Below are 20,510 nucleotides of genomic sequence, written 5' to 3'. Positions count from 1 at the left end.
TACACTTACCGGTTGTGACGGAGAACGCCCCTGACCAGCAGCCCGCCCTCCCGGCCGCGTGGAACCCGGCCGACGAAGAAGCCGCCCTCTACCAGCGGTGGGTAGACGCGGGCTACTTCACGGCCGACGCCGGGTCGGACAAGCCTCCGTTCACCATCGTGCTGCCGCCGCCGAACGTCAACGGCAGCCTGCACATGGGGCACGCGCTCAACCACACCCTGATGGACGTGATGACGCGCCGCCGCCGCATGCAGGGCTACGAGGTCCTCTGGCTGCCGGGCACGGACCACGCCGGTATCGCCACCCAGAACGCGGTGGAGCGCGAGCTGGCCAAGCAGGGCAAGTCGCGCCACGACCTGGGCCGCGTGAAGTTCGTCGAGCGCGTCTGGGAGTGGAAGGCCGAGTACGGCGGCAAGATCCTCGGCCAGATGCGCCGCCTCGGCGACGGCGTCGACTGGTCCCGCGAGCGCTTCACCATGGACGAGGGCCTGTCCCGCGCCGTCCAGACCGTGTTCAAGCGCCTCTACGACGACGGCCTGATCTACCGCGCCGAGCGCATCATCAACTGGTGCCCGCGCTGCATGACGGCGCTGTCGGACATCGAGGTCGACCACTCCGAGGACGAGGGCGAGCTCGTCTCCATCCGCTACGGCGACGGCGAGAACTCGATCGTCGTGGCCACCACGCGCGCCGAGACGATGCTGGGCGACACCGCGGTCGCCGTCCACCCCGACGACGAGCGGTACCGGCACCTGGTCGGCACCGAGGTGGAGCTGCCGCTGACCGGCCGCCGCATCCCGGTCATCGCCGACGAGCACGTCGACCCCGAGTTCGGCACCGGCGCCGTCAAGGTCACCCCGGCGCACGACCCGAACGACTTCGAGATCGGCCGCCGCCACGACCTGCCGATGCCGACGATCATGGACGAGCGCGCCACGATCACCGTGCCGGGCCCGTTCCAGGGCCTCGACCGGTTCGAGGCGCGCCCGGCGGTCGTCGCGGCGCTGCGCGAGCAGGGCCGGATCGTCGCGGAGAAGCGGCCGTACGTGCACGCCGTCGGGCACTGCTCGCGGTGCGACACGGTCGTCGAGCCGCGGCTGTCGCTGCAGTGGTGGGTCAAGGTCGAGCCGCTGGCCCGCGCGGCCGGTGACGCGGTCCGCGACGGGCGCACCAAGATCCACCCGCCGGAGCTGGCGAAGCGCTACTTCGACTGGGTCGACAACATGCACGACTGGACGATCTCGCGCCAGTTGTGGTGGGGCCACCGCATCCCGGTCTGGTACGGCCCGAACGGCGAGACCGTGTGTGTCGGCCCGGACGAGCAGCCGCCCACGGGCGAGGGCTGGAAGCAGGACCCGGACGTCCTGGACACCTGGTTCTCCTCGGGCCTGTGGCCGCTGTCCACGCTCGGCTGGCCGGAGAAGACGCCGGACCTGGCGAAGTTCTACCCGACCAGCGTCCTGTCCACCGGCTACGACATCCTCTTCTTCTGGGTCGCCCGGATGATGATGTTCGGCCTCTACGCCGGCGACGACGTCCAGCCGTTCGACCACGTCTACCTGCACGGGCTGATCCGGGACCAGTTCGGCAAGAAGATGTCCAAGTCCCGCGGCAACGGCATCGACCCGCTCGACTGGATGGACAGCTACGGTGCCGACGCCACGCGCTTCACCCTCGCCCGCGGCGCGAACCCGGGCGCGGACATGGCGGTCGCCGAGGAGTGGGCCGCCGGCTCGCGCAACTTCTGCACGAAGCTGTGGAACGCCACCAAGTTCGCGCTGATGAACGGCGCGACGGTGGCGACGCCGCTGCCGCCGGCCGCCGAGCTGACCGAGGCCGACCGCTGGATCCTCGGCCGCCTCGCCACCACGGTGTCCGAAGTGGACGACCTGCTGGAGGACTTCCAGTTCGCCAAGGCCATCGACCGGCTCTACCACTTCACCTGGGACGAGCTGTGCGACTGGTACCTGGAGCTGGCGAAGGTCCAGATCGCGGGTGACCGGGCGGAGGGCACCCGCGCGGTGCTGGGGCACGTGTTCGACACGGTGCTGCGGTTGCTGCACCCGGTGATCCCGTTCATCACCGAGAAGCTGTGGCAGGCGCTGACCGGCGGCGAGTCCATCGTGATCGCGCCCTGGCCGAAGCCGGACACCTCCTACGCCGACGCGGCGGCCGACGCCCGGATCGCCGACGTGCAGAAGCTGATCACCGAGATCCGCCGGTTCCGCTCCGACCAGGGCCTCAAGCCCGGTCAGCGCGTCGCGGCGCGGGTCGACGGCGAGGGCTTCGGCGACGTGTCCGGGCACGAGGAGGCGGTGCGGGCGCTGGCGCGGCTGACCGCCCCGGAGGACGGGTTCACGGCGTCGGCGTCGGTCGAGGTGAGCCTGTCCGGCGGGAACGTGCACGTCGAGCTGGACCTGAGCGGCGCGGTCGACGTGGCGGCCGAGCGCAAGCGGCTGGAGAAGGACCTGGCCGCGGCGCAGAAGGAGCTGAAGCAGACCGAGGGCAAGCTCGGCAACCAGGCGTTCCTAGACAAGGCGCCGGCCGAGGTGGTCGAGAAGATCAAGGTGCGCCGGGACGCCGCGGCCGCCGACATCGAGCGCCTGACCGCGCGGCTGGCTTCGCTGCCCACCGCGTGAGTCGTGCGGTGCCGTCCGCGGGGACCCCCGCGGGCGGCACTCGCGGGATCAGGCGATGGCGCCGAGGATGCCGGCGACGAGCCGCGGTCGCGAGACGTGCGGGCAGTGTCCGGCCTCGATTTCGACCGGCTCGGTGCCGAGGCGTTTGTGCGGGTACCACAGGCGCAGGGTGGAAGTAGGCCGCTTCGGCCGGGTCCGGCGCGGGCGCCGTCGCCAGCCGCCATTCGTTGCCGGGCACGTCCGGCGTACGGGACGGAGCCGCCGCCCCGCGCGGTCAGCGGCCGGTGGAGCCGTCGATCTGTTCGCGCAGGATGTCGGCGTGGCCGGCGTGCCGGGCGGTCTCCTCGATCATGTGCACGAGCAGCCAGCGCATCGACGGCGGCTCGGTCTCTCGCAGCGAACGCGCGCCCGGCCGGTCCAGGTCCGCGCACCCGGCGACGATCGCGTTGCCGCGTTCCACCATCGCGCGGTACTCGGCGACCAGCGAATCCGTCGTGTCGGCCGCCGTGGGGACGGCGTCGTCGTCCCACAGCTCGACCTCTTCGCCCGCGTAGGCCCACACGAACCAGTTGTGCTCGACCGCGGTCAGGTGCTTCACCAGCCGCAGCAGGCTCGTGCCGGACGGGACGCCCGCGGCGCGCGCGGCCTCGTCCGGCACCCCGGTGGCCTTCGCGATGATCGATTCCCGCAGGTAATCGAGGAAGGCCACCAGTGTCGTCCGCTCGTCGGAGTTCAGGCTGGGGGGACGCAGGTCGCCGCGTGTCATGGTGCTCACCCTAAGCGGGCGGGTAGACGAGGATGCTCTCGCCACCGTTGGTGGCGGTGCCCAGGTACGCCGCTCCGGCCGCGATGCCGTCGGGCAGCTCGGTGCCGCCGGGCAGCGGCGTCGCCTGGCCGGTCAGCAGTGAGACGCTCACCGGCGTGTCGTCGCTGCCCGCCGTGCCGTAGGCGGTGCCATCCTCGCCGACCGCGGTCAGCTCGATCGCCCGCCGGCCGGCGGTTTCGGCGAAGCACTGGCCCTGCCCGGTCCGCAGGTCGAACGCCGCGAACCCGGCGAGCACGAACCGGTCCGACACCAGCGGGGTGAGACCGGACGGGCCGTGCGCGCCGCGGAGGTCACACCGCACCGAGCCGCGGACGTGCCCGGTGGCGGCGTCGTGCAGCGCCCACAGCCACTCGGTGGGATCCTCGGTCGGCCAGCCGGCGAGGATCGCCTCGCCGTCCGGGGACGCGACGATCTCGACGTTGCGGAAGCCCTCGTTCGGACTCGCACCGGAGGGCACCACGTCGTCGCTGATCCACCCGCCCGGAACCCAGAACGCCTGGAAGCCCTGCACCAGCGGGCCGTTCGCGGTCATGCCGACGACGGTCATCCCGTCCGCGCACGAGCCGATGGCGTGCGGGCAGTCCTTCGGCGGCCGCAGCTCGGCGCCGTCCGCCGGGTAGCTCGTCATGCTGCCGTCCGCGACGCGCACCACCGTGACGCCGTCGCCGTTCTCCAGGAAGACCCGGCCATCGGCCTGGGCCCAGTAGTCGCCGACCGCGACGGGCAGGCTGATCTCCCGTTCGGGCGTGACCGAACCGGACGAGTCGGTGCCGTACACGTAGAGGCGCGTGCTCCGCGCGGGTTTGTCCACGCCGTTGTCCTCGCCCGCGCCGGTGGTGGCCAGTACCGCGTACTCCCGGTCGCCGTCGGTGGTCACGAACACCGTCGAGCCGAGACGGCCGCTGTCGAGTTCCGGCACTGGCGCGCTCCTCCACCGGATCGCCCCGGTGACGGCGTCGTGCGCGACCACGTGCACCCCGTCCGGGCCGCTCGCGAGCACGAGCAGCAGCCCGGCCCGCGGCGCACCCGTGGGGCGGGCGAGCTCGACGTCCTGGTCCTCGCTGATCGACCAGCCCCGGGCGCTGTCGAACGCCGCGGGAACCGGTTCCCGCGGCGCGGCCGGCGCGGCGCTGGTCGACGGTGGCGGCGCGGCCGGGTGCCCGCCATCGGAACCACATCCGGCGAGCACCACGACCGCGCAGGCCGCCGCCAGAACCCCCGTCACCTTGTGCACCACGTCGTCACTCCCAGTCGATCATCGAAACCGGGGCTGAGACGCGGGTGCGGCGGAACCGGTTCCTCAGGCGGCCGGCCGGAGCCGGGCCTCCAGCGCGTCCAGGTCCGGCGCGAACCACACCTGCCGGCCCCGGTTCGACTCCCGCACGTAGGCAGCCAGCGCCTCGCTCGCCGCGGTGAACCGCTCGATGTCGTCGACGATCGCCAGCCGGAACCCGTAGTTCAGGAACTTCTGGGTGACCGCGCCCGCGATGCCCGTGCTCAGGTCGAAGAACCCCGGGTCCAGCCGCTCCACCGGCAGGACGAGCCACTCGACGTCCTGCCCGTAGAGCTGCCCCATCACGTCGATCGCGTCAGCCTCGGACGCGATCGGGCTCTCAATCACCTTGTACATACCTTCAATGTACCAGATAGGGAAGTTTAGGGAAGCATGCGTAAGGCTTGGAGGGCTGCGGACAGCTCCGCGACCGCCGCCGGGTCCGCCAGCTTCCGCCCGGTCAGCTCCTCGATCCGCCGCAGCCGGTACCGCACGGTGTTGGGGTGGCAGAACAGCCGCCGCGCCGCCTCGCCCGCCGATCCGCCCGCGCCGAACCAGCACTCCAGCGTGTCCACCAGCGTCGCGCCGTCGCCGAGCGCCAGCACCGGGCCGAGCACCCGGGCGGCGACCTGCCCGGCCTCGGCGGGCGCCGCCGCCATCAGCACCGCGAGCGGGGTGTCGGCGAACTGCGCGACCTCACCTTCACCGAGCCCGCGCAGCGCCAGCCGCGCGAACTGCAGCGCCTGCGGTGTCTCCCGCAGCGCGGAGTACAGCGGGCTGACGCCCGCGCGCGCGTTCGTCCGCCGCAGCACCGCGAGCACACCGTCCACAGTGGCCGATGGCGGCAGCGACAGCACCCCGATCTGCTGATTCGGCTGCAGCCGCCAGGCCGACCGGATGTCGGAGGCGTCCAGCCGGGAGGCGATCTCCGGCAACGCTTCCCGGCCCGGCTCGGGCGTCGCCGCCGCCACGACCAGGAACCGCCCCTCGACCGGCAGCCGCAGCGCGTGCGCGGTCTCCCACAGCGACCGCTGGTCGGCGATCTCCCCGGACAGCAGCGCCTCGACCAGCACCGACCGGCGGTGCTCGTCGCGCAGCATCATCTCGGCGACGGCGTCCCGGTAGGCCGCGGTCATCGCGTCGGCGACGTCCCCGGCCAGCTGCCACACCTCGGCGACCATGTCCACCAGGGCGGCGTCGTCGATGGCCCGGGACGCGCGGGCCTCGGCGGCGATCGCGGCCCACAGCGCGCCGAACCCGACCCGGAAGGCGGCCAGCACCTCGGGCAGCGGCGCGGCCCGCAAGGCCCGCTCCCGTCCGGTGGCGTGCGCGGCGGCCAGGTCCGGCGGCTCGCCCGCGATCAGGGCGCGCAGGATCAGCCGCAGGTTGTCCTGCACGGACGCGGCCAGCGAGCTGTCCGGCACGTCGTCGCTGACCACGTAGAAGTCGATCTCGTCCCGGATCCGGGCGGTCATCTGGGCGGCGAGGGAGTCCAGCCGGGCCAGCAGGGTCGCCGCCACGGCCGGCAGCCCGGGGGCGGTGCGCGACACGTCCGCCATTGTTCCCCACGACAACGAGCACCGGGCATCGGTTGTCCGCGCGGACATGGGCCGGGCGGGTGGCGGCACGCACGATGGTCGGAACGAGCTAGCGGAGGACATTCGATGACGAATCTCGCGCACATCCTGGCCAACACCGCGCGGCGGCAGCCCGACGCGCCCGCCCAGCGTCTCGGCGACGCGGTGCTCACCTACGCCGGTCTCGACGAGGCCGCCGCCAAGGTCGCCGCCCAGCTGCGGGCCGAGGGACTCCAGTCCGGTGAGCGCGTGTGCGTGATGCTGCCGAACATCCTGCCCTTCGCCCCGCTCTACTACGGCATCCTGCGGGCCGGCGGGGTGGTTGTGCCGATGAACCCGCTGCTCAAGGTCCGCGAGGTGGAGCACTACCTCACCGACTCGGGCGCCGTGCGGCTGTTCGTGTTCGCCGGGGTCGCCGAGCCGGTCGGCAAGGCCGCGGCCGCGGCCGGGGTGCCCTGCACGGTCGTCGACCCGGCGGCGTTCCTGACCGGGCTGACCGCGCAGCCGCAGCCGGAGATCGCGCCGCGCGAGGACAACGACCCGGCGGTCATCCTCTACACCTCGGGCACCACCGGCCGGCCCAAGGGCGCCGTGCTCACGCACGCCAACCTGCGCAGCAACATCACGACCGTGGCGGGCAGCCTGTTCGACCTGCGGCCGTCCGACGTCGTCATGGGCTGCCTGCCGCTGTTCCACACGTTCGGCCAGGCCTGCGCGCTCAACGCGGCGGTCTACCGCGGCTCGTGCCTGGTCCTGGTGCCGCGGTTCGAGCCGGCCGCCGTGCTCGACGCGATCGAGCGGTTCGGCGTCACCGTCTTCGAAGGCGTGCCGACCATGTACGGCGCGCTGCTGCAGCATCCCCGCGCCGCCGAGATCGACGCGAGCGCGTTGCGGGTGTGCGTGTCCGGCGGCGCCGCGCTGCCGGTCGAGGTCCTGCACGGGTTCGAGAAGGCCTTCGGGTGCGCGATCCTGGAGGGCTACGGGCTGTCCGAGACCTCGCCGGTGGTCACCTTCAACCACCCGGACCGGCCGCGCAAGGCCGGGTCGATCGGCACGCCCATCGACGGCGTGCGGGTGCGGCTGCTCGACGCGGACGGGGCGGAGGTCGCGCCCGGCGAGATCGGGGAGATCGCGGTGCAGGGCCCGAACGTGATGCGGGGCTACTGGAACCTGCCGGAGGCGACGGCCGAGGCGATCCCGGACGGCTGGCTGCGCACCGGCGACCTGGCCCGGCAGGACGAGGACGGCTACTACTTCATCGTCGACCGGAAGAAGGACCTCATCATCCGCGGGGGCTACAACGTGTATCCGCGGGAACTCGAAGAGGTCCTCTACGAACACCCGGCCGTGGCGGAGGCCGCCGTGATCGGCGTGCCGCATCCCACCCACGGTGAGGAGGTCGCGGCGGCCGTCGCGCTCAAGGCCGGGGCCACCGCGACGGCCGACGAGCTGCGTGACTACGTCAAGGAACGGGTCGCCGCCTACAAGTACCCGCGGCAGGTGTGGCTGGTGCCGGAACTGCCCAAGGGGCCGACCGGGAAGATCCTGAAACGGCAGATCGGGGCGATCCTCCCGGAAAGGCCCAAGGACCCTTCAGCGGTTCCCACGGAAGTGTGACGATGGGGAAACCTGAAGGTGCTCGGAGTGGGGAAGCCGATGGACACGACGCCCAGGCCGTCGGGGTGCACCGAGACCAGCCTGCACTGCCGCTGGCCCGCCTCACCGCGTGACATCACGGCGCTGCGCTGCGAGCTCGTGCGGTGGGCCCAGGACCTCGTCCTCCTCGGCCACCTCGCGCACGCGATCGGTCTCGCCGGCTACGAGGCGCTGACGAACTCGGTGACCCACGCCTACCCGGAGGGCACGGACGGGCCGGTCGAGCTGCACGCGAGCCGGGACCACGACCTGATCGCGGTCACCGTCATCGACCGCGGCCGCTGGAAGATGCCGCCGCCGGGGCGCTCGATGTCCGACGGCCGCGGCCTGCGGCTGATCCGCGGGCTGGCCGGGCACGTCGAGGTCACGGCGACCGGCGAGGGCACCACGGTGTCGATGACGTGGCAGCTTCCGCCCGCCGCGCGCTCAATCGCGTAGGTGCGCGTACGTCACCGCGGCGACGCCCTGCATCCCGACGAAGAACGGGTGGTAGTTCGCGGCCCACGGCTTGAGATCCTTGCCGTTGATCCACGCCTGCCCGGGCGGGGCGCACGCGTCGTGGCCCAGCGACGGGGTGAAGGTGTCCACATAGGACGCGTCACCGTCGTCGGCGACCGCCTTCGCCAGCGCCGCGTTGAGTTCCTCCTCCACGCTGTTGAGCCACGGGTAGTCGCCGTCGGCGAAGGGCAGGACGTCCGGGCAGGTGCCGGTCGGCGGCGCGATGCGCGGGTAGCCGATCACCAGCACCTCCGCGTTCGGGGCGCGGTCGTGGATCTCGCCGAGCACCGCGGTCACGTTGGCCTGCGTCTGCGGCAGCCGGGCCTTGATCGTGTCGACGCCGTTGACGGTGAAGTGACGCTCGCACGGGTTGCCGGTGGGATCCGAAGCCCGCAGGCCCGGGCAGGTGCCGATGATCGTGCCGAACACGCTGTAGTCGTTGCCCCCGATGCCGAGCGTGACCAGGTCGGTGTCCGGGCGGAGGGCGTCCAGCTGCGGCGGGTTCGGGCCGAGCAGCACGTCCTGCGGGGCGGCCATGTCGCGGGTGTCCGCGCCGCTGCAGGAGACGTCGGTGAACGAGCCGACCCGCAGCGCGATCGCCAGCAGCGACGGGTAGTTGCCGGTGGAGCGGAAGCAGCCGACCGGGTCGAGGCGCTGCAGCGGGATCAGCGGGCCGGCCGTGTAGGAGTCGCCGAGGGCGACGTAGTGCCGGTACCGGGGCGCGGCGGAGGCCGTGAGCGTCGAGGCGAGCAACGTGCAGGCGGCGACCAGGAGGACGAGCATGCTGCGGCGCATGACTTCTTTCTTAACCCCTGCCGGAGCGTGCTACCGCCGCCATTCGGGTGGGGCAGGCCGTTTGTCACCCGCGCGGGTGGCCGCCGAACTGCCCGCCGCCCGTCCGTGCGGGTGGTGAGCGGTCTCCGCTCACCACCCGGCCGCTCAGCGGTAGGCGCTCTGCCCGGTCAGCAGCTGCCCCAGCACCAGCGTGTGGATCTCCTCGGTGCCCTCGTAGGTCAGCACGCTCTCCAGGTTGTTGGCGTGCCGCAGCACCGGGTACTCCAGGCTGATCCCGTTCGCCGCCAGGATCGTGCGCGCCGTGCGGGCGATGTCGATCGCGGTGCGCACGTTGTTCAGCTTGCCGAAGCTGACCAGCTCGGGCGGCAGCTCACCGGCGTCCTTGCGGCGGCCCAGGTGCACCGCGAGCAGCATGGCCTTGTTCAGCTCCAGCGCCATCCCGACGAGCTTCTGCTGCGTCAGCTGGAAACCACCGATCGGGCGGCCGAACTGCTCCCGCGTCGCCGCGTAGTCGAGCGCGCTCTCGTAGCAGGTCCGGGCCGCGCCGAGGGCGCCGAACAGGATGCCGAACCGCGCCTCGGACAGGCACGACAGCGGGCCCTTCAGCCCGGTCACGCCGGGCAGGACCGCGTCGCCGGGCAGGCGCAGGTCGTCGAACGACAGCTCCGCCGTCGCCGACATCCGCAGCGACAGCTTGTGCTTGATCTCCCGCGCGGTGAACCCCGGCGTGTCCGTCGGCACGACGAATCCACGCACACCCTCGTCCGTGCGCGCCCACACCACCGCGCCGTCGGCGAGGGTGCCGTTGGTGATCCACATCTTGGAGCCGTTGAGGATCCAGTCCCCGCCGTCGCGCTTGGCGAACGTGCGCATGTCGCCCGGATCGGACCCGCGGTCGGGCTCGGTCAGGCCGAAGCAGCCGATCGCCTCGCCGCGCGCCATCGACGGCAGCCAGCGGTCCTTCTGCTCGTCCGAGCCGTACTTCCAGATCGGGAACATCGCCAGCGAACCCTGCACGGACACGAAACTGCGCAGCCCGCTGTCACCGGCCTCCAGCTCCAGGCACGCCAGGCCGTAGGCGGTGGCGCTGGTGCCCGCGCAGCCGTAGCCGGTCAGGTGCATGCCGAGCAGGCCCATCTCGCCGAGCTGCCCCACCAGGTGCTTCGGGAACGTCGCGTCCTCGAACCACTGGCCGGCGTGGTCGGCGACCTCCTTGCGGACGAAGGTCCGCACCGTGTCCGCGATCTCGCGCTCCTCCTCGTTCAGCAGATCGCGGATGCCGAGCAGGTCACGGGGGTCGGGCTTCGTCATGAGCACGTTCTTCCTGTGCGGGCCCGGGCCAGGGCACGGGCGGGTGGACCGGCTTCGATCGCTCCGCCGAGCAGGCAGAGCAGGGCCTCCTGCCGCCGCGGTCCGACGAGCTGGGCGCCGACCGGGAGACCGGCAGCGGTCAGCCCCGCGGGGACCGTCAGCGCGGGATGCCCGCTCACGGAGGCTAGTGCGGTCAGCCGGTAGTAGGCGTTCTCGAGTGACTCTCCTCGCCCGCCGAGTTCGACCACGTCGGTGTCGGCCGGGGCGGCGGTGACCGGCAGGGTCGGCATCAGCAGGGCGTCCACCTCGGTGAACGCGGCATCCACCTCGGCGGCGATCTCGGCGGCGCGGGCGCGGGCGGCGTCGTAGTCGTCCCGGCTCACCTCGGTGCCCGCCTTGAGCTGCCCGATCGCGCGCCCGCGCAGCCCGGACGGGTCGTCCTGGTACGCCCGCCACCACAGCTGGGCGGACTCGTAGAGCATCGTGGTGAACCCGGCCGTGCGCGCGTGCCGGTGGCCCAGCGGCAGCTCGACCGGCACGAGCACCGCGCCCGCCGCACGCAGCGTGTCCGCGGCCGACTCGACGACCCGCAGCACCTCGGGGTCGATCTTGGTGCCCCACAGGTGCTCCGGCCACCCCAGGCGCAGCCCCTCGACGGTGTCCGGCGCGGGCTCGGCGGTACCGGCCAGGATCCGGTGGACCCGCAGGCAGTCCGCCGCGGTGCACGCGATCGGGCCGACGGTGTCCATGGACGGCACCAGTGCGGTGACTCCGCGCATGGGTACGGTGCCGTGCGTCGGCCGCAGCCCGGCGACCCCGCAGAGCGCGGCCGGGATGCGGATCGAGCCGCCGGTGTCGGTGCCCAGCGCGGCGGGCACGTCCCCGGCGGCGACCGCGACCGCCGAGCCGCCGCTGGACCCGCCCGCGTCCCGGTCCGGGGCCCACGGGTTGCGGCAGCCGGGCGTGCGGACCGACCACGCGAGTTCCGGCACCGTGGTCCGGGCGACCGGGACGTATCCGGCGGCGCGCAGCCGGGCGACCGGCTCGGCGTCCTCGGTCGCGGCGTGGTGCCCCAGACCGGGGGTGCCGTTGCGCGTCGTCTGGCCGGCCACGTCCAGGAAGTCCTTGACGGCGAAGGGGATTCCGGTCTCCGGAAGGGGAAAGCGCTCGACGTAGGCGCCGAAGTCGGTCGACAGCGCGTACACCTCCTCGTGCACGGGGAACTTTCCCGAGAGCTTGCCCGATCAGTGTGACCCCGTCGAGGGCGCGGCGCGCGTAGTCTCGGCCACATGTGCCGAAACATCACCGTGCTCCGCGGGCTGGAGCCGTCGGCGACGGCGGAGGAGATCGAGGCCGCCGCGCGCCAGTACGTGCGCAAGGTGAGCGGGGTGCAGACCCTGTCCGACGCCACGCGCGAACCGTTCGAACGGGCCGTCGCGGAGATCGCCGAGATCACCACGCGGCTGCTCGGCGAGCTGCCCGCGCGCCGCCAGCCCCCGGCGACGGTGCCCCCGCTGCGGCGGCCCGAGGTGCGCGCCCGGATCGCCGCGCGTCAGGCGCGGTAGACCAGCAGGTAGCGGAAGAACAGCAGCGGCCGCACGCTCGATCCGGGCAGCAGCCGCGCCGAGTCGTGCCGCACCTGCGTCATCGTCGTGTCCCAGGCGCGCACCGGCGCCGTCGCGACTGGGTCCGGGCCGCCGTTGAGCCGGTCGCCGGCCGCGACGACCAGCCGGGCCGCCAGGTTGACCGGCGGCGCGAGCAGGCCCCACTTCACCCAGTCGGCGACCGAACGCGGCTTGGCCAGGCCGAGCACCGCCAGCACCCCGCCCGGGTTCAGCGCCGCGCGCAGCTTCGTCACGGTCTCGAACGGCACGTGGTGCAGCGACGCCAGGCACGAGACGAAGTCGTAGCGCCCCAGCTCCGCCGTCGTGACGTCCGCGTGCCGGTAGGTGATCGTCTCCGGTCCCAGCGCCCGCGCCACCGCGATCATCTCGCCGGACGGGTCGATGCCCTCCACCGACAGACCAGCCGCGGCGAGCCTGCGGGCGAAGCGCCCGGCGCCGCAGCCCACGTCGAGCGCCGTGCGCGCCCCGGCGGGGACGTGCCGCAGCAGCAACCGGTGGTAGGCGTGGTTGTGGTCGAACGGCATGCAGCCCAACCTGCCAGGACCCGCGAAAGTAGACTCGGCGGGGTAGTCAACCCCCCGGCCGGAGTAGGGAGAACGCGTGACATCGGGCGAGGACGAGGAGTACCCGGTGGAGCTGTCCAGCGGGGGCAACTTCGTGGCCGGGCCCCTGCCCGGCGACCCGGCCGAGATCGACCCGGTCGACCTCGAGGAGATCGAGCGCCAGGCCCGCCGCGAGCTGCTTCGGGTCGAGGCCGAGCTGAACCAGCGCTGGCCGGAGACGAAGATCGAGCCGTCGCTCGACCGCATCGCCGCGCTGATGACCGTGCTGGGCGACCCGCAGAAGACCTACCCCGTCATCCACGTCGCCGGCACCAACGGCAAGGGCTCGGTCACCCGCATGATCGACGCGCTGCTGTCCCGCCTCGGGCTGCGCGTCGGCCGCTACACCAGCCCGCACCTGCAGCTGGTCACCGAGCGCATCGCGGTCGACGGCGCCCCGATCGCCGCGTCCAAGTACGTCGACATCTACCGCGACATCCAGCCCTACATCGGCATGGTGGACAGCGCGGGCGGCCCGAAGATGAGCAAGTTCGAGGTGCTCACCGGCATGGCGTTCGCCGAGCTCGCCGACGCCCCGGTCGAGGTCGCGGTCATCGAGACCGGTATGGGCGGCACCTGGGACGCCACCAACGTCGCCGACGGCCAGGTCGCCGTCATCACCCCGATCGGTCTCGACCACACCGACTACCTCGGCGACAGCCTCGGCGAGATCGCGGGGGAGAAGGCCGGGATCATCAAGCCGGGCAGCGTCGCGATCCTCGCCGAGCAGGACCCCGAGGCGCAGCGCGTGCTGCTGGAGCGCACCGTCGAGGTGGACGCCACCGTCGCCCGCGCGGGCAGCGAGTTCGGCGTGCTGCGGCGTGAGATCGGGGTCGGCGGGCAGATGCTGAGCCTGCAGGGCCTCGGCGGGGTCTACGACGAGATCTTCCTGCCCCTGCACGGCGCCCACCAGGCGAACAACGCGCTGCTGGCGCTGGCCGCGGTCGAGGCGTTCTTCGGCGCGGGCAAGGACCGCCGGCTCGACCTCGACGCCGTGCGCGAGGGGTTCGCGGCGGTGCAGAACCCGGGTCGGCTGGAGCCCGTCCGCGCCGCGCCGACGGTGCTGCTCGACGCGGCCCACAACCCGCACGGCGCGCGGGCGCTGGCCGCCGCCATCGAGGAGGAGTTCGCGTTCCGCAAGCTCACCGCGGTGATCGGCGTGCTCGAGGACAAGGACGTGCGCGGGGTGCTGGAGGCGCTCGAACCGGTGGTCTCCGACGTGGTGATCACCAAGAACAGCTCGCCGCGCGCGATGCCGCTGGACGAGCTGAACGAGCTGGCCCTGGCGGTGTTCGGGGACGACCGGGTGGTCGCCGAGCCCAGCCTGGACGCGGCGGTGGAGACCGCGGTGGCGCTGGTCGAGGAGAGCGACGGCGGCGAACCGCTGGCCGGCGGCGGGGTGCTGATCACGGGTTCCGTCGTCACCGTCGGGGACGCGCGGACGTTGTTCGGGAAGGAGCCCGCGTGAGCGAGGAGAACACGGTCCGGCCCCCGGCGAAGGACCCGATGAAGTCGTTCCGCGGCGTGATGGCGGGGACCCTGATCTGCGAGGCCATCACGGTCGGTCTCGCGGTTCCGGTGATCGCCAACCTGGGCGGCGGCGTGGGCACCCTGGCCGGCTGGGGCGTCATCGTGATCGCCGTGCTGCACGTGCTGCTGTGCGGCGTGCTCAAGCGACGCTGGGCGGTGCCGGCCATCCTGGTCCTGCAGGTCGCGCTGGTGGCGTACTTCGTGGACACGGTGGCGATCGGCATCATCGGCCTGCTGTTCCTGGCGTTCTGGCTGTGGGCGCTGTGGCTGCGCAACGACGTGGCGCGCCGCATGGCCGAAGGCCGTCTGCCCAGCCAGCAGCAGTAGCGGCGATCCGAACCGAGAGCACCGCTCTTGACAAGAGTGCTCAGCGGGACCATGCTATGTCTTCATGAGAGCACTGCTCTCGAAATAGACAACTGATCTCGGAGGAGTGTTCTCATGAAGCGCATCGCCTGGGCCGTCGCCGGTGTCTTCCTGCTCGGGTTCGCCGTGTTCGAGGCCGTCCAGCACGGGGGCTGGACGGTCGGCGCCCTGCTGCTCGGGCTGATCGGGCCGGACCTGACGTTCCTGGTCGGCATCGGCGCCGAACCGGTCGAGCGCGGTGTGCTGCCGCGACGGGTCGTGCCGTTCTACAACGCGGCGCACTACTGGGCGGGGCCCGCCGTCCTGCTCGTGGTCTTCAGCTTCGTCACGAACCCCGCCGCCTGCACGCTCGGACTGGCCTGGCTGGCGCACATCGCCGTGGACCGCGTGTTCGGCTACGGTCTGCGCACGGCCGATGGCCGTCAGCGCGCCACCGCGTGAGTTCACCGTGCGGACAGCCGGAGTTGGTTCGTCGGCCCCCGAGCCCGCATAGAACTCCGGCATGACCGAACAGACTCGCCGCTCCGCCCTCAGAACCGGACTCGTCGGCGCCGGTGTCCTCGCCGCCGGGGTCCTGGGCAGCCCCTTCGCCAGCGCCGCCCTCGTCCGCAGGGACCGCCCGGTGCTGACCCACGGCATCCAGTCCGGCGACGTGACCCCGCACTCGGCACTGGTCTGGACCCGCGCCGACCGGCCGTCCCGCATGATCGTCGAGGTCTCACGCGACCCGTCCTTCCGGCACGCCCGGACCCTCCGCGGCCCGCTGCTGACCCCGGACACCGGCCGGACCGGCAAGCTGCGGATCTCCTCGCTCCCGCCAGGCACCGAGCTGCACTACCGGGTCACCGCCGAATCGCTCGACGGCCGCGTGAGCAGTGAGCCGTTGACCGGCACCGTCAAGACCGCGCCCGTGGGCCGCAACGACGTGCGGCTGACGTGGTCGGGCGACGTGGCCGGCCAGGGCTGGGGCATCAACCCCGACATCGGCGGCATGACCGCCTACTCCGCGATGCTCGCCCGCAGGCCGGACCTGTTCCTGCACAGCGGCGACACGGTCTACGCCGACGGCCCGCTCACCGAGACGGTGACGCTCCCCGACGGCCGGGTGTGGCGCAACCTCGTCACCCCGGAGAAGACGAAGGTCGCCGAGACGCTCGACGAGTACCGCGGGCAGTTCGCCTACAACATGCTCGACGAGAACGTGCGCGCGTTCACCGCCGCCGTCCCCAGCTACGTCCAGTGGGACGACCACGAGGTGACCAACAACTGGTACCCGGGCGAGATCCTGGACTCCCCGCAGTACACCGAAAAGCGCGTCGACGTGCTGGCCGCGCGGGCGTTCCAGGCCTTCCACGAGTGGCAACCGATCGACCCGAAGCGCGCCGTGGACGGCCGCGTGTACCGCAGCTTCACCTACGGTTCTCGCCTCGAGGTGTTCGTGCTGGACATGCGGACCTACAAGGACGCCAACACGTCGGATCCGCGCCGGCCCGGGCAGGTCCTCGGCGAGAAGCAGGCGAAGTGGCTCGTCGACGGCCCGTCCCGCAGCCGCGCGACCTGGAAGATCGTGCAGGCCGACCTGCCGATCGGGCTCGCCGTGCCGGACGGATCCACCGGCATCGAGGGCGTGGCGAACAACCTGCCCGGCGCGCCCGCCGGCCGCGAGAGCGAGATCGCGTGGGTGCTGCGCGAGCTGGCGAGGCGGAAGGTGCGCAACACCGTGTGGCTCACCGCGGACGTGCACTACACGGCGGCGCACCACTATTCGCCGGACCGGGCCGCGGTGCAGGATTTCGACCCGTTCTGGGAATTCGTTTCCGGCCCGCTGCACGCCGGCGCGTTCGGCCCGAACAGCCTCGACCCGACGTTCGGCCCGCAGGCCGTTTTCGTGCACGCCCCGCCGGCCGCGAACACCTCGCCGATGGCCGGTTTCCAGCATTTCGGCGAAATCAACATCGACGGCGGCTCCGGCGAACTGCGAGTCGATCTCCGCGACGGCACGGGCGCCTCGCTGTGGTCGACCACCCTGGAACCGCGGCGCTGACCAGGCCAGTAGGCTTCGGGCAATCCGTGCACGCAATAAAGGAGAAACACAGTCGTGAGTGAACGCACGCTGGTTCTGGTCAAGCCCGACGGCGTACAGCGCGGCCTCGTCGGCGAGGTCATCTCGCGCATCGAGCGCAAGGGGCTGAAGCTGGCCGCGCTGGAACTGCGCACCGTCGAGCGTTCGGTCGCCGAGGAGCACTACGCCGAGCACAAGGACAAGCCGTTCTTCGGTGAGCTGCTGGAGTTCATCACCTCCGGCCCGGTCGTGGCCATCGCCGTCGAGGGCGTGCGCGCCATCGCGGCCTTCCGCCAGCTGGCCGGCGGCACCGACCCGGTCGAGAAGGCCACCCCCGGCACCCTGCGCGGGGACTACGGCCTGGAGACCCAGTTCAACCTGGTGCACGGCTCGGACTCGCCCGAGTCGGCCGAGCGCGAGCTGAAGCTCTGGTTCCCCGACCTGTGAGTGACGGCGGGGGCTTCCGGTGGGGTTGATCCTTACCGGAAGCCCCTCCCGGGAATTACCATCCAGGGATGTCCGCCACTGAAGGCGATGTCCCGAAGTCGGTGCTGGCGCGCGGCCTGATGCTGCTGGACGCGTTCGAATCCGCCGACGCCGAGCTCTCCCTGGCCGAGCTGTCCGCCCGCACGGGCCTGCCGAAGGCCACCGCGCACCGGCTGGTCGCCGAGCTCGTCCGCTGGGGCGGGCTGGAACGCGGCGGCGCCGGCTACCGGCTGAGCTTGAAGCTGTTCGAACTCGGCCAGCGCGTGCCGCGGCGCCGTGAACTGCGCGAAGCGGCCTTGCCGTACCTGCAGGACCTGTACGAGGCCACGCACGAGAACATCCACCTCGCGGTGCCGGACGGCGGGCACACGCTGTTCCTGGAGAAGGTCACCGGCCACCGCTCGACGCCCATCGGATCGCGCGTCGGCAGCCGGATGCCGGTGCACTGCACCGCGACCGGCAAGGTGTTCCTCGCCCTCGGACCGCCGGAGTACTTCCGGCGCGTGACCGCGGCCGGACTGGCGCGCAAGACCCCGCGCACGATCGTCGCCCCGGGACTGCTGCGCCGCGACCTGGACCGCGCCGTGGCGCGCGGGTACGGGGTCAACCACGAGGAAGCCGAGGTCGGGGTCGCCGCGGTGGCCGCCCCGGTGTACGACCGGCGGCGACGGCTGATCGCCGCCGTGTCGATCACCGGCAGCGCCGAGCGCCTCGACGTGGAGCGGCTGGCGCCCGCGGTGCGCACCGCCGCGTCCGCGCTCACGCGGGAGCTGGCCGGAGCGTAAAGCGATCGAAAACTGTCGGTGGTCGGCTCTAGTCTGCGTGGTGTGGACGAACCGAGCATGGTGCAGGCCAAGGCGCTGGTGAAGCGCTTCGGCGACTTCGAGGCGGTGCGGGGGATCGACGTCGAGGTCCGGCGCGGGGAGGCGTTCGGCTTCCTCGGGCCCAACGGTGCCGGCAAGTCCTCGACGATGCGGATGATCGCGTCGGTGTCGCCGCGGTCCGACGGGGATCTGACGGTCCTCGGTATGGACCCGAACGTCGAGGGTCCGCGCATCCGCGCCCGGCTCGGGGTGGTGCCGCAGCAGGACAACCTCGACAACGAGCTGACCGTGCGGCAGAACCTGCAGGTGTACGGCCGCTACTTCGGGTTGTCCCGGGCGCAGGTGCGGCGCAAGGCGGTCGAGCTGATGGACTTCGCGCAGCTGTCCGACCGGGCCGAGGACGAGGTGGAGCCGCTGTCCGGCGGCATGAAGCGGCGGCTGACCATCGCCCGCGCGCTGGTCAACGACCCGGAGCTGCTGCTGCTCGACGAGCCGACCACCGGCCTCGACCCGCAGGCGCGGCACCTGTTGTGGGACAGGCTGTTCCGGCTCAAGGCGCAGGGCGTCACGCTCATCATCACCACGCACTACATGGACGAGGCCGAGCAGCTGTGCGACCGGCTCGTGGTCATGGACGGCGGGCGGATCGTCGCCGAGGGGTCGCCGGCCGAGTTGATCCTGCGCTACTCCACGCGGGAGGTGGTGGAGCTGCGGTTCGCGCCGGGGGAGGAGGTGCCCGCGGATCGGGTGGCGGACCTGGCCGACCGGGTCGAGGTGCTGCCCGATCGGCTGCTGCTCTACACCGCGGCCGGGGAGTCCGCGCTGGAGCAGGTGCACCAGCGGGGCGTGCGGCCGCTGTCGTCGCTGGTGCGGCGGAGCTCGCTGGAGGACGTGTTCCTGCGCCTGACCGGACGGACGCTGGTGGACTGATGAGCGTTGCGTCGACGGGCCGGGTGGTGCCGGCGTGGCAGGGCGCGTGGTTGCGCGTCGAGGGGTACTGGGCGTGGTACCGCCGGTACTGGAAGTCCAATGTGTACTCGACCGGCCTGCAGCCGCTGCTGTTCCTGCTCGCGATGGGTCTCGGCTTCGGATCGCAGGTGCAGGCGGGCCCGGCCACCGGTGGACTGTCCTATGTGCACTACATCGCGCCCGCTCTGCTGGTGTCGGCGGCGTTGCAGAACGCGGTGGGGGAGTCGACGTACCCGGTGCTGTCGGGGTTCAAGTGGCAGAAGGACTACCTGGCCATCACGGCGACGCCGGTCACGCCGGGGCAGGTGCTGGGCGGGCACCTGATCTGGGTGACGCTGCGGCTGCTGCTGGCCAGCGCGGTGTACGCGGTGATCGCGGTGCCGTTCGGGGCGTGGCTGAACGCTGGAGCGGTGCTGGTGGTGCTGGTCGGCGCGGTCACCGGGCTGGCGTGCGCCGCCCCGGTGACGGCCCTGGCGGCGACGACCTACGACGAGGGCGTCCGGTTCAACGCCGTGTTCCGGTTCGTGGTGATGCCGATGACGCTGTTCGCGGGCACGTTCTTCCCGATCGAGCAGATCCCGGTGGCGCTGCGCTGGCTGGCGTGGATCTCCCCGCTGTGGCACGGAAACGAACTGGCCCGCGGCGCGACACTGGGCGGCCTGGAGTGGCTGCCCGCGCTCGGGCACCTGGCGTTCCTGGCGGCACTGTTCACCACCGGAGCCCTCCTGGCCCGCCACTACTTCTACCGGCGCCTGGTGGTCTGACCATGCCCCACGACGCGCACCACACCCCGCCGACCCACGACCGGCCGCCGATGGCGACCCACCGCTGCCCGCCGATGGCGGCCCGCTGTTTCTCGCGCGCCAGCGCGCCAGCGCCCCGTTCGCCGGTGGTGCCGATGGCAGCCCGCCGCTCCTCGCGGCCGAGGCTGCCGGCCCACGACCGGCCGCCGATGGTGGCCCGCCGCTGCCCGCCGATGGCGGTCCGCTGTTTCTCGGGCGCCAGCGCGCCAGCGCCCGGTTCGCCGGTGGTGCCGATGGCGGCCTGCCGCTCCTCGCGGCCGAGGCTGCCGGCCCACGACCGGCCGCCGATGGTGGCCCGCTGTTTCTGGTGCGCCAGGCCGCTGGCTCACCACGGGCCGCCGCTGGTGGCGCACTGTTTGTCGCGCGCGAGCGCGACAGCATGCCGCCTGCCGTTGGTGCCGGTGGCGGTCCGGTGTTTTTCGCGCGCCGCCGAGTCGGGCAACCGCCGCCCGCCGCTGGCGGCCCGCTACTTCTCACGCCCCACCCGCGACCGCCCGCCGGTCCTGCCGCCGCGCGGCAGCGCCCTACCGTCGTCCGGCTCTCGTGGGTGCGATCCCGCCCGGACGGTGCCGTCCCGCTTGCGGCCGGGAGCCACATCCGGCCCCCATCCCCGGAAGCCCGTGCTCCCGATGGCCACCTCGCTCACGGCCCCTCCCGGACCCCCAGCC

General features: G+C 72.4%; 20 protein-coding genes. 12 read left to right on the top strand and 8 right to left on the bottom strand.

Annotated features, from left to right (window positions below; genetic code table 11):
• Nucleotides 1-14: 14 nt before the first annotated feature.
• The gene (locus D0D28_RS25150; protein WP_116112968.1) at nucleotides 15-2,639 is read left to right on the top strand and encodes a valine--tRNA ligase; all 2,625 of its coding nucleotides are present in this window, start codon (nucleotides 15-17) and stop codon (nucleotides 2,637-2,639) included.
• A 274-nt stretch (nucleotides 2,640-2,913) separates the two neighbouring features.
• Here the strand turns inward: D0D28_RS25150 and D0D28_RS25145 are convergent, their stop codons facing one another.
• The 4 genes from D0D28_RS25145 to D0D28_RS25130 all read right to left on the bottom strand — a co-directional run bounded on the left by D0D28_RS25145 (nucleotide 2,914) and on the right by D0D28_RS25130 (nucleotide 6,288).
• Nucleotides 2,914-3,405, bottom strand: a complete 492-nt coding sequence (locus D0D28_RS25145; protein WP_240323343.1) for a DinB family protein — start codon at nucleotides 3,403-3,405, stop codon at nucleotides 2,914-2,916.
• A 10-nt stretch (nucleotides 3,406-3,415) separates the two neighbouring features.
• Nucleotides 3,416-4,690: a hypothetical protein gene (locus D0D28_RS25140; RefSeq protein WP_240323342.1), complete on the bottom strand. Its 1,275-nt coding sequence runs from the start codon at nucleotides 4,688-4,690 to the stop codon at nucleotides 3,416-3,418.
• 75 nt (nucleotides 4,691-4,765) lie between these two features.
• Nucleotides 4,766-5,095, bottom strand: coding sequence for a DUF4180 domain-containing protein (locus D0D28_RS25135; protein ID WP_116112962.1), 330 nt, complete (start codon nucleotides 5,093-5,095; stop codon nucleotides 4,766-4,768).
• 26 nt (nucleotides 5,096-5,121) lie between these two features.
• Nucleotides 5,122-6,288, bottom strand: coding sequence for a PucR family transcriptional regulator (locus D0D28_RS25130; RefSeq protein ID WP_240323341.1), 1,167 nt, complete (start codon nucleotides 6,286-6,288; stop codon nucleotides 5,122-5,124).
• Between the two features lie 114 nt (nucleotides 6,289-6,402).
• Here D0D28_RS25130 and D0D28_RS25125 point away from each other — a divergent pair, with 114 nt between their 5' ends.
• A complete protein-coding gene (locus D0D28_RS25125; RefSeq protein ID WP_116112957.1) occupies nucleotides 6,403-7,932 on the top strand; it encodes a long-chain-fatty-acid--CoA ligase in 1,530 nt (509 codons plus the stop codon).
• A 27-nt stretch (nucleotides 7,933-7,959) separates the two neighbouring features.
• Nucleotides 7,960-8,409 carry an ATP-binding protein gene (locus D0D28_RS25120; protein ID WP_240323340.1) on the top strand — a complete coding sequence of 150 codons (450 nt, stop codon included), beginning with the start codon at nucleotides 7,960-7,962 and terminating at the stop codon, nucleotides 8,407-8,409.
• Here D0D28_RS25120 and D0D28_RS25115 read toward each other — a convergent pair.
• The 3 genes from D0D28_RS25115 to D0D28_RS25105 all read right to left on the bottom strand — a co-directional run bounded on the left by D0D28_RS25115 (nucleotide 8,398) and on the right by D0D28_RS25105 (nucleotide 11,792).
• Nucleotides 8,398-9,264: an SGNH/GDSL hydrolase family protein gene (locus D0D28_RS25115; RefSeq protein WP_116112955.1), complete on the bottom strand. Its 867-nt coding sequence runs from the start codon at nucleotides 9,262-9,264 to the stop codon at nucleotides 8,398-8,400. The genes D0D28_RS25120 and D0D28_RS25115 overlap by 12 nt on opposite strands.
• A 144-nt stretch (nucleotides 9,265-9,408) precedes the next feature.
• The gene (locus tag D0D28_RS25110) at nucleotides 9,409-10,575 is read right to left on the bottom strand and encodes an acyl-CoA dehydrogenase family protein (RefSeq protein WP_116112952.1); all 1,167 of its coding nucleotides are present in this window, start codon (nucleotides 10,573-10,575) and stop codon (nucleotides 9,409-9,411) included.
• Entirely contained in the window at nucleotides 10,572-11,792 is a 1,221-nt protein-coding gene (locus D0D28_RS25105) for an amidase (protein WP_116112950.1), read from the bottom strand. Before D0D28_RS25105 ends, D0D28_RS25110 begins: the two co-directional genes overlap by 4 nt.
• Nucleotides 11,793-11,864: 72 nt before the next feature.
• Here D0D28_RS25105 and D0D28_RS25100 point away from each other — a divergent pair, with 72 nt between their 5' ends.
• Nucleotides 11,865-12,140: a DUF2277 domain-containing protein gene (locus tag D0D28_RS25100; RefSeq protein WP_094007741.1), complete on the top strand. Its 276-nt coding sequence runs from the start codon at nucleotides 11,865-11,867 to the stop codon at nucleotides 12,138-12,140.
• Here D0D28_RS25100 and D0D28_RS25095 read toward each other — a convergent pair.
• Complete coding sequence (locus D0D28_RS25095) at nucleotides 12,128-12,724, bottom strand: class I SAM-dependent methyltransferase (protein WP_116112947.1); 597 nt, start codon at nucleotides 12,722-12,724, stop codon at nucleotides 12,128-12,130. The two genes, D0D28_RS25100 and D0D28_RS25095, sit on opposite strands and share 13 nt — an antisense overlap.
• Before the next feature lie 76 nt (nucleotides 12,725-12,800).
• Between D0D28_RS25095 and folC the strand changes: the two genes are divergently transcribed.
• The 8 genes from folC to D0D28_RS25055 all read left to right on the top strand — a co-directional run bounded on the left by folC (nucleotide 12,801) and on the right by D0D28_RS25055 (nucleotide 19,803).
• Nucleotides 12,801-14,270, top strand: coding sequence for a bifunctional tetrahydrofolate synthase/dihydrofolate synthase (gene folC / locus D0D28_RS25090; protein ID WP_116112945.1), 1,470 nt, complete (start codon nucleotides 12,801-12,803; stop codon nucleotides 14,268-14,270).
• The gene (locus D0D28_RS25085) at nucleotides 14,267-14,659 is read left to right on the top strand and encodes a DUF4233 domain-containing protein (protein ID WP_094007738.1); all 393 of its coding nucleotides are present in this window, start codon (nucleotides 14,267-14,269) and stop codon (nucleotides 14,657-14,659) included. The genes folC and D0D28_RS25085 overlap by 4 nt, the downstream gene beginning before the upstream one ends.
• A 114-nt stretch (nucleotides 14,660-14,773) precedes the next feature.
• Complete coding sequence (locus D0D28_RS25080; protein ID WP_116112943.1) at nucleotides 14,774-15,139, top strand: DUF4260 family protein; 366 nt, start codon at nucleotides 14,774-14,776, stop codon at nucleotides 15,137-15,139.
• A gap of 61 nt (nucleotides 15,140-15,200) precedes the next feature.
• Nucleotides 15,201-16,742, top strand: a complete 1,542-nt coding sequence (locus tag D0D28_RS25075) for an alkaline phosphatase D family protein (RefSeq protein ID WP_116112940.1) — start codon at nucleotides 15,201-15,203, stop codon at nucleotides 16,740-16,742.
• A gap of 54 nt (nucleotides 16,743-16,796) precedes the next feature.
• Entirely contained in the window at nucleotides 16,797-17,207 is a 411-nt protein-coding gene (gene ndk, locus D0D28_RS25070) for a nucleoside-diphosphate kinase (protein ID WP_094007735.1), read from the top strand.
• Nucleotides 17,208-17,275: 68 nt separating this feature from the next.
• Nucleotides 17,276-18,031 carry an IclR family transcriptional regulator gene (locus tag D0D28_RS25065; protein ID WP_116112937.1) on the top strand — a complete coding sequence of 252 codons (756 nt, stop codon included), beginning with the start codon at nucleotides 17,276-17,278 and terminating at the stop codon, nucleotides 18,029-18,031.
• 57 nt (nucleotides 18,032-18,088) lie between these two features.
• Complete coding sequence (locus D0D28_RS25060) at nucleotides 18,089-19,000, top strand: ABC transporter ATP-binding protein (protein WP_116113018.1); 912 nt, start codon at nucleotides 18,089-18,091, stop codon at nucleotides 18,998-19,000.
• A complete protein-coding gene (locus D0D28_RS25055) occupies nucleotides 19,000-19,803 on the top strand; it encodes an ABC transporter permease (protein ID WP_116112934.1) in 804 nt (267 codons plus the stop codon). The genes D0D28_RS25060 and D0D28_RS25055 overlap by 1 nt, the downstream gene beginning before the upstream one ends.
• Nucleotides 19,804-20,510: the final 707 nt, after the last annotated feature.

Origin of the sequence: Amycolatopsis ruanii, assembly GCF_003385175.1 — a bacterium.
Lineage (GTDB): Bacteria > Actinomycetota > Actinomycetes > Mycobacteriales > Pseudonocardiaceae > Amycolatopsis_E > Amycolatopsis_E thermalba.
This window is presented reverse-complemented; position numbering and strand designations above follow the sequence as displayed.

Coding starts and splice junctions, on each gene's coding strand:
- D0D28_RS25065 (WP_116112937.1), top strand. CDS start 17,276: ATGTCCGCCACTGAAGGCGATGTCCCGAAGTCGGTGCTGGCGCGCGGC.
- D0D28_RS25125 (WP_116112957.1), top strand. CDS start 6,403: ATGACGAATCTCGCGCACATCCTGGCCAACACCGCGCGGCGGCAGCCC.
- D0D28_RS25110 (WP_116112952.1), bottom strand. CDS start 10,575: ATGACGAAGCCCGACCCCCGTGACCTGCTCGGCATCCGCGATCTGCTG.
- D0D28_RS25055 (WP_116112934.1), top strand. CDS start 19,000: ATGAGCGTTGCGTCGACGGGCCGGGTGGTGCCGGCGTGGCAGGGCGCG.
- D0D28_RS25135 (WP_116112962.1), bottom strand. CDS start 5,095: ATGTACAAGGTGATTGAGAGCCCGATCGCGTCCGAGGCTGACGCGATC.
- D0D28_RS25060 (WP_116113018.1), top strand. CDS start 18,089: ATGGTGCAGGCCAAGGCGCTGGTGAAGCGCTTCGGCGACTTCGAGGCG.
- D0D28_RS25100 (WP_094007741.1), top strand. CDS start 11,865: ATGTGCCGAAACATCACCGTGCTCCGCGGGCTGGAGCCGTCGGCGACG.
- D0D28_RS25095 (WP_116112947.1), bottom strand. CDS start 12,724: ATGCCGTTCGACCACAACCACGCCTACCACCGGTTGCTGCTGCGGCAC.
- D0D28_RS25080 (WP_116112943.1), top strand. CDS start 14,774: ATGAAGCGCATCGCCTGGGCCGTCGCCGGTGTCTTCCTGCTCGGGTTC.
- D0D28_RS25115 (WP_116112955.1), bottom strand. CDS start 9,264: ATGCGCCGCAGCATGCTCGTCCTCCTGGTCGCCGCCTGCACGTTGCTC.
- D0D28_RS25075 (WP_116112940.1), top strand. CDS start 15,201: ATGACCGAACAGACTCGCCGCTCCGCCCTCAGAACCGGACTCGTCGGC.
- D0D28_RS25145 (WP_240323343.1), bottom strand. CDS start 3,405: ATGACACGCGGCGACCTGCGTCCCCCCAGCCTGAACTCCGACGAGCGG.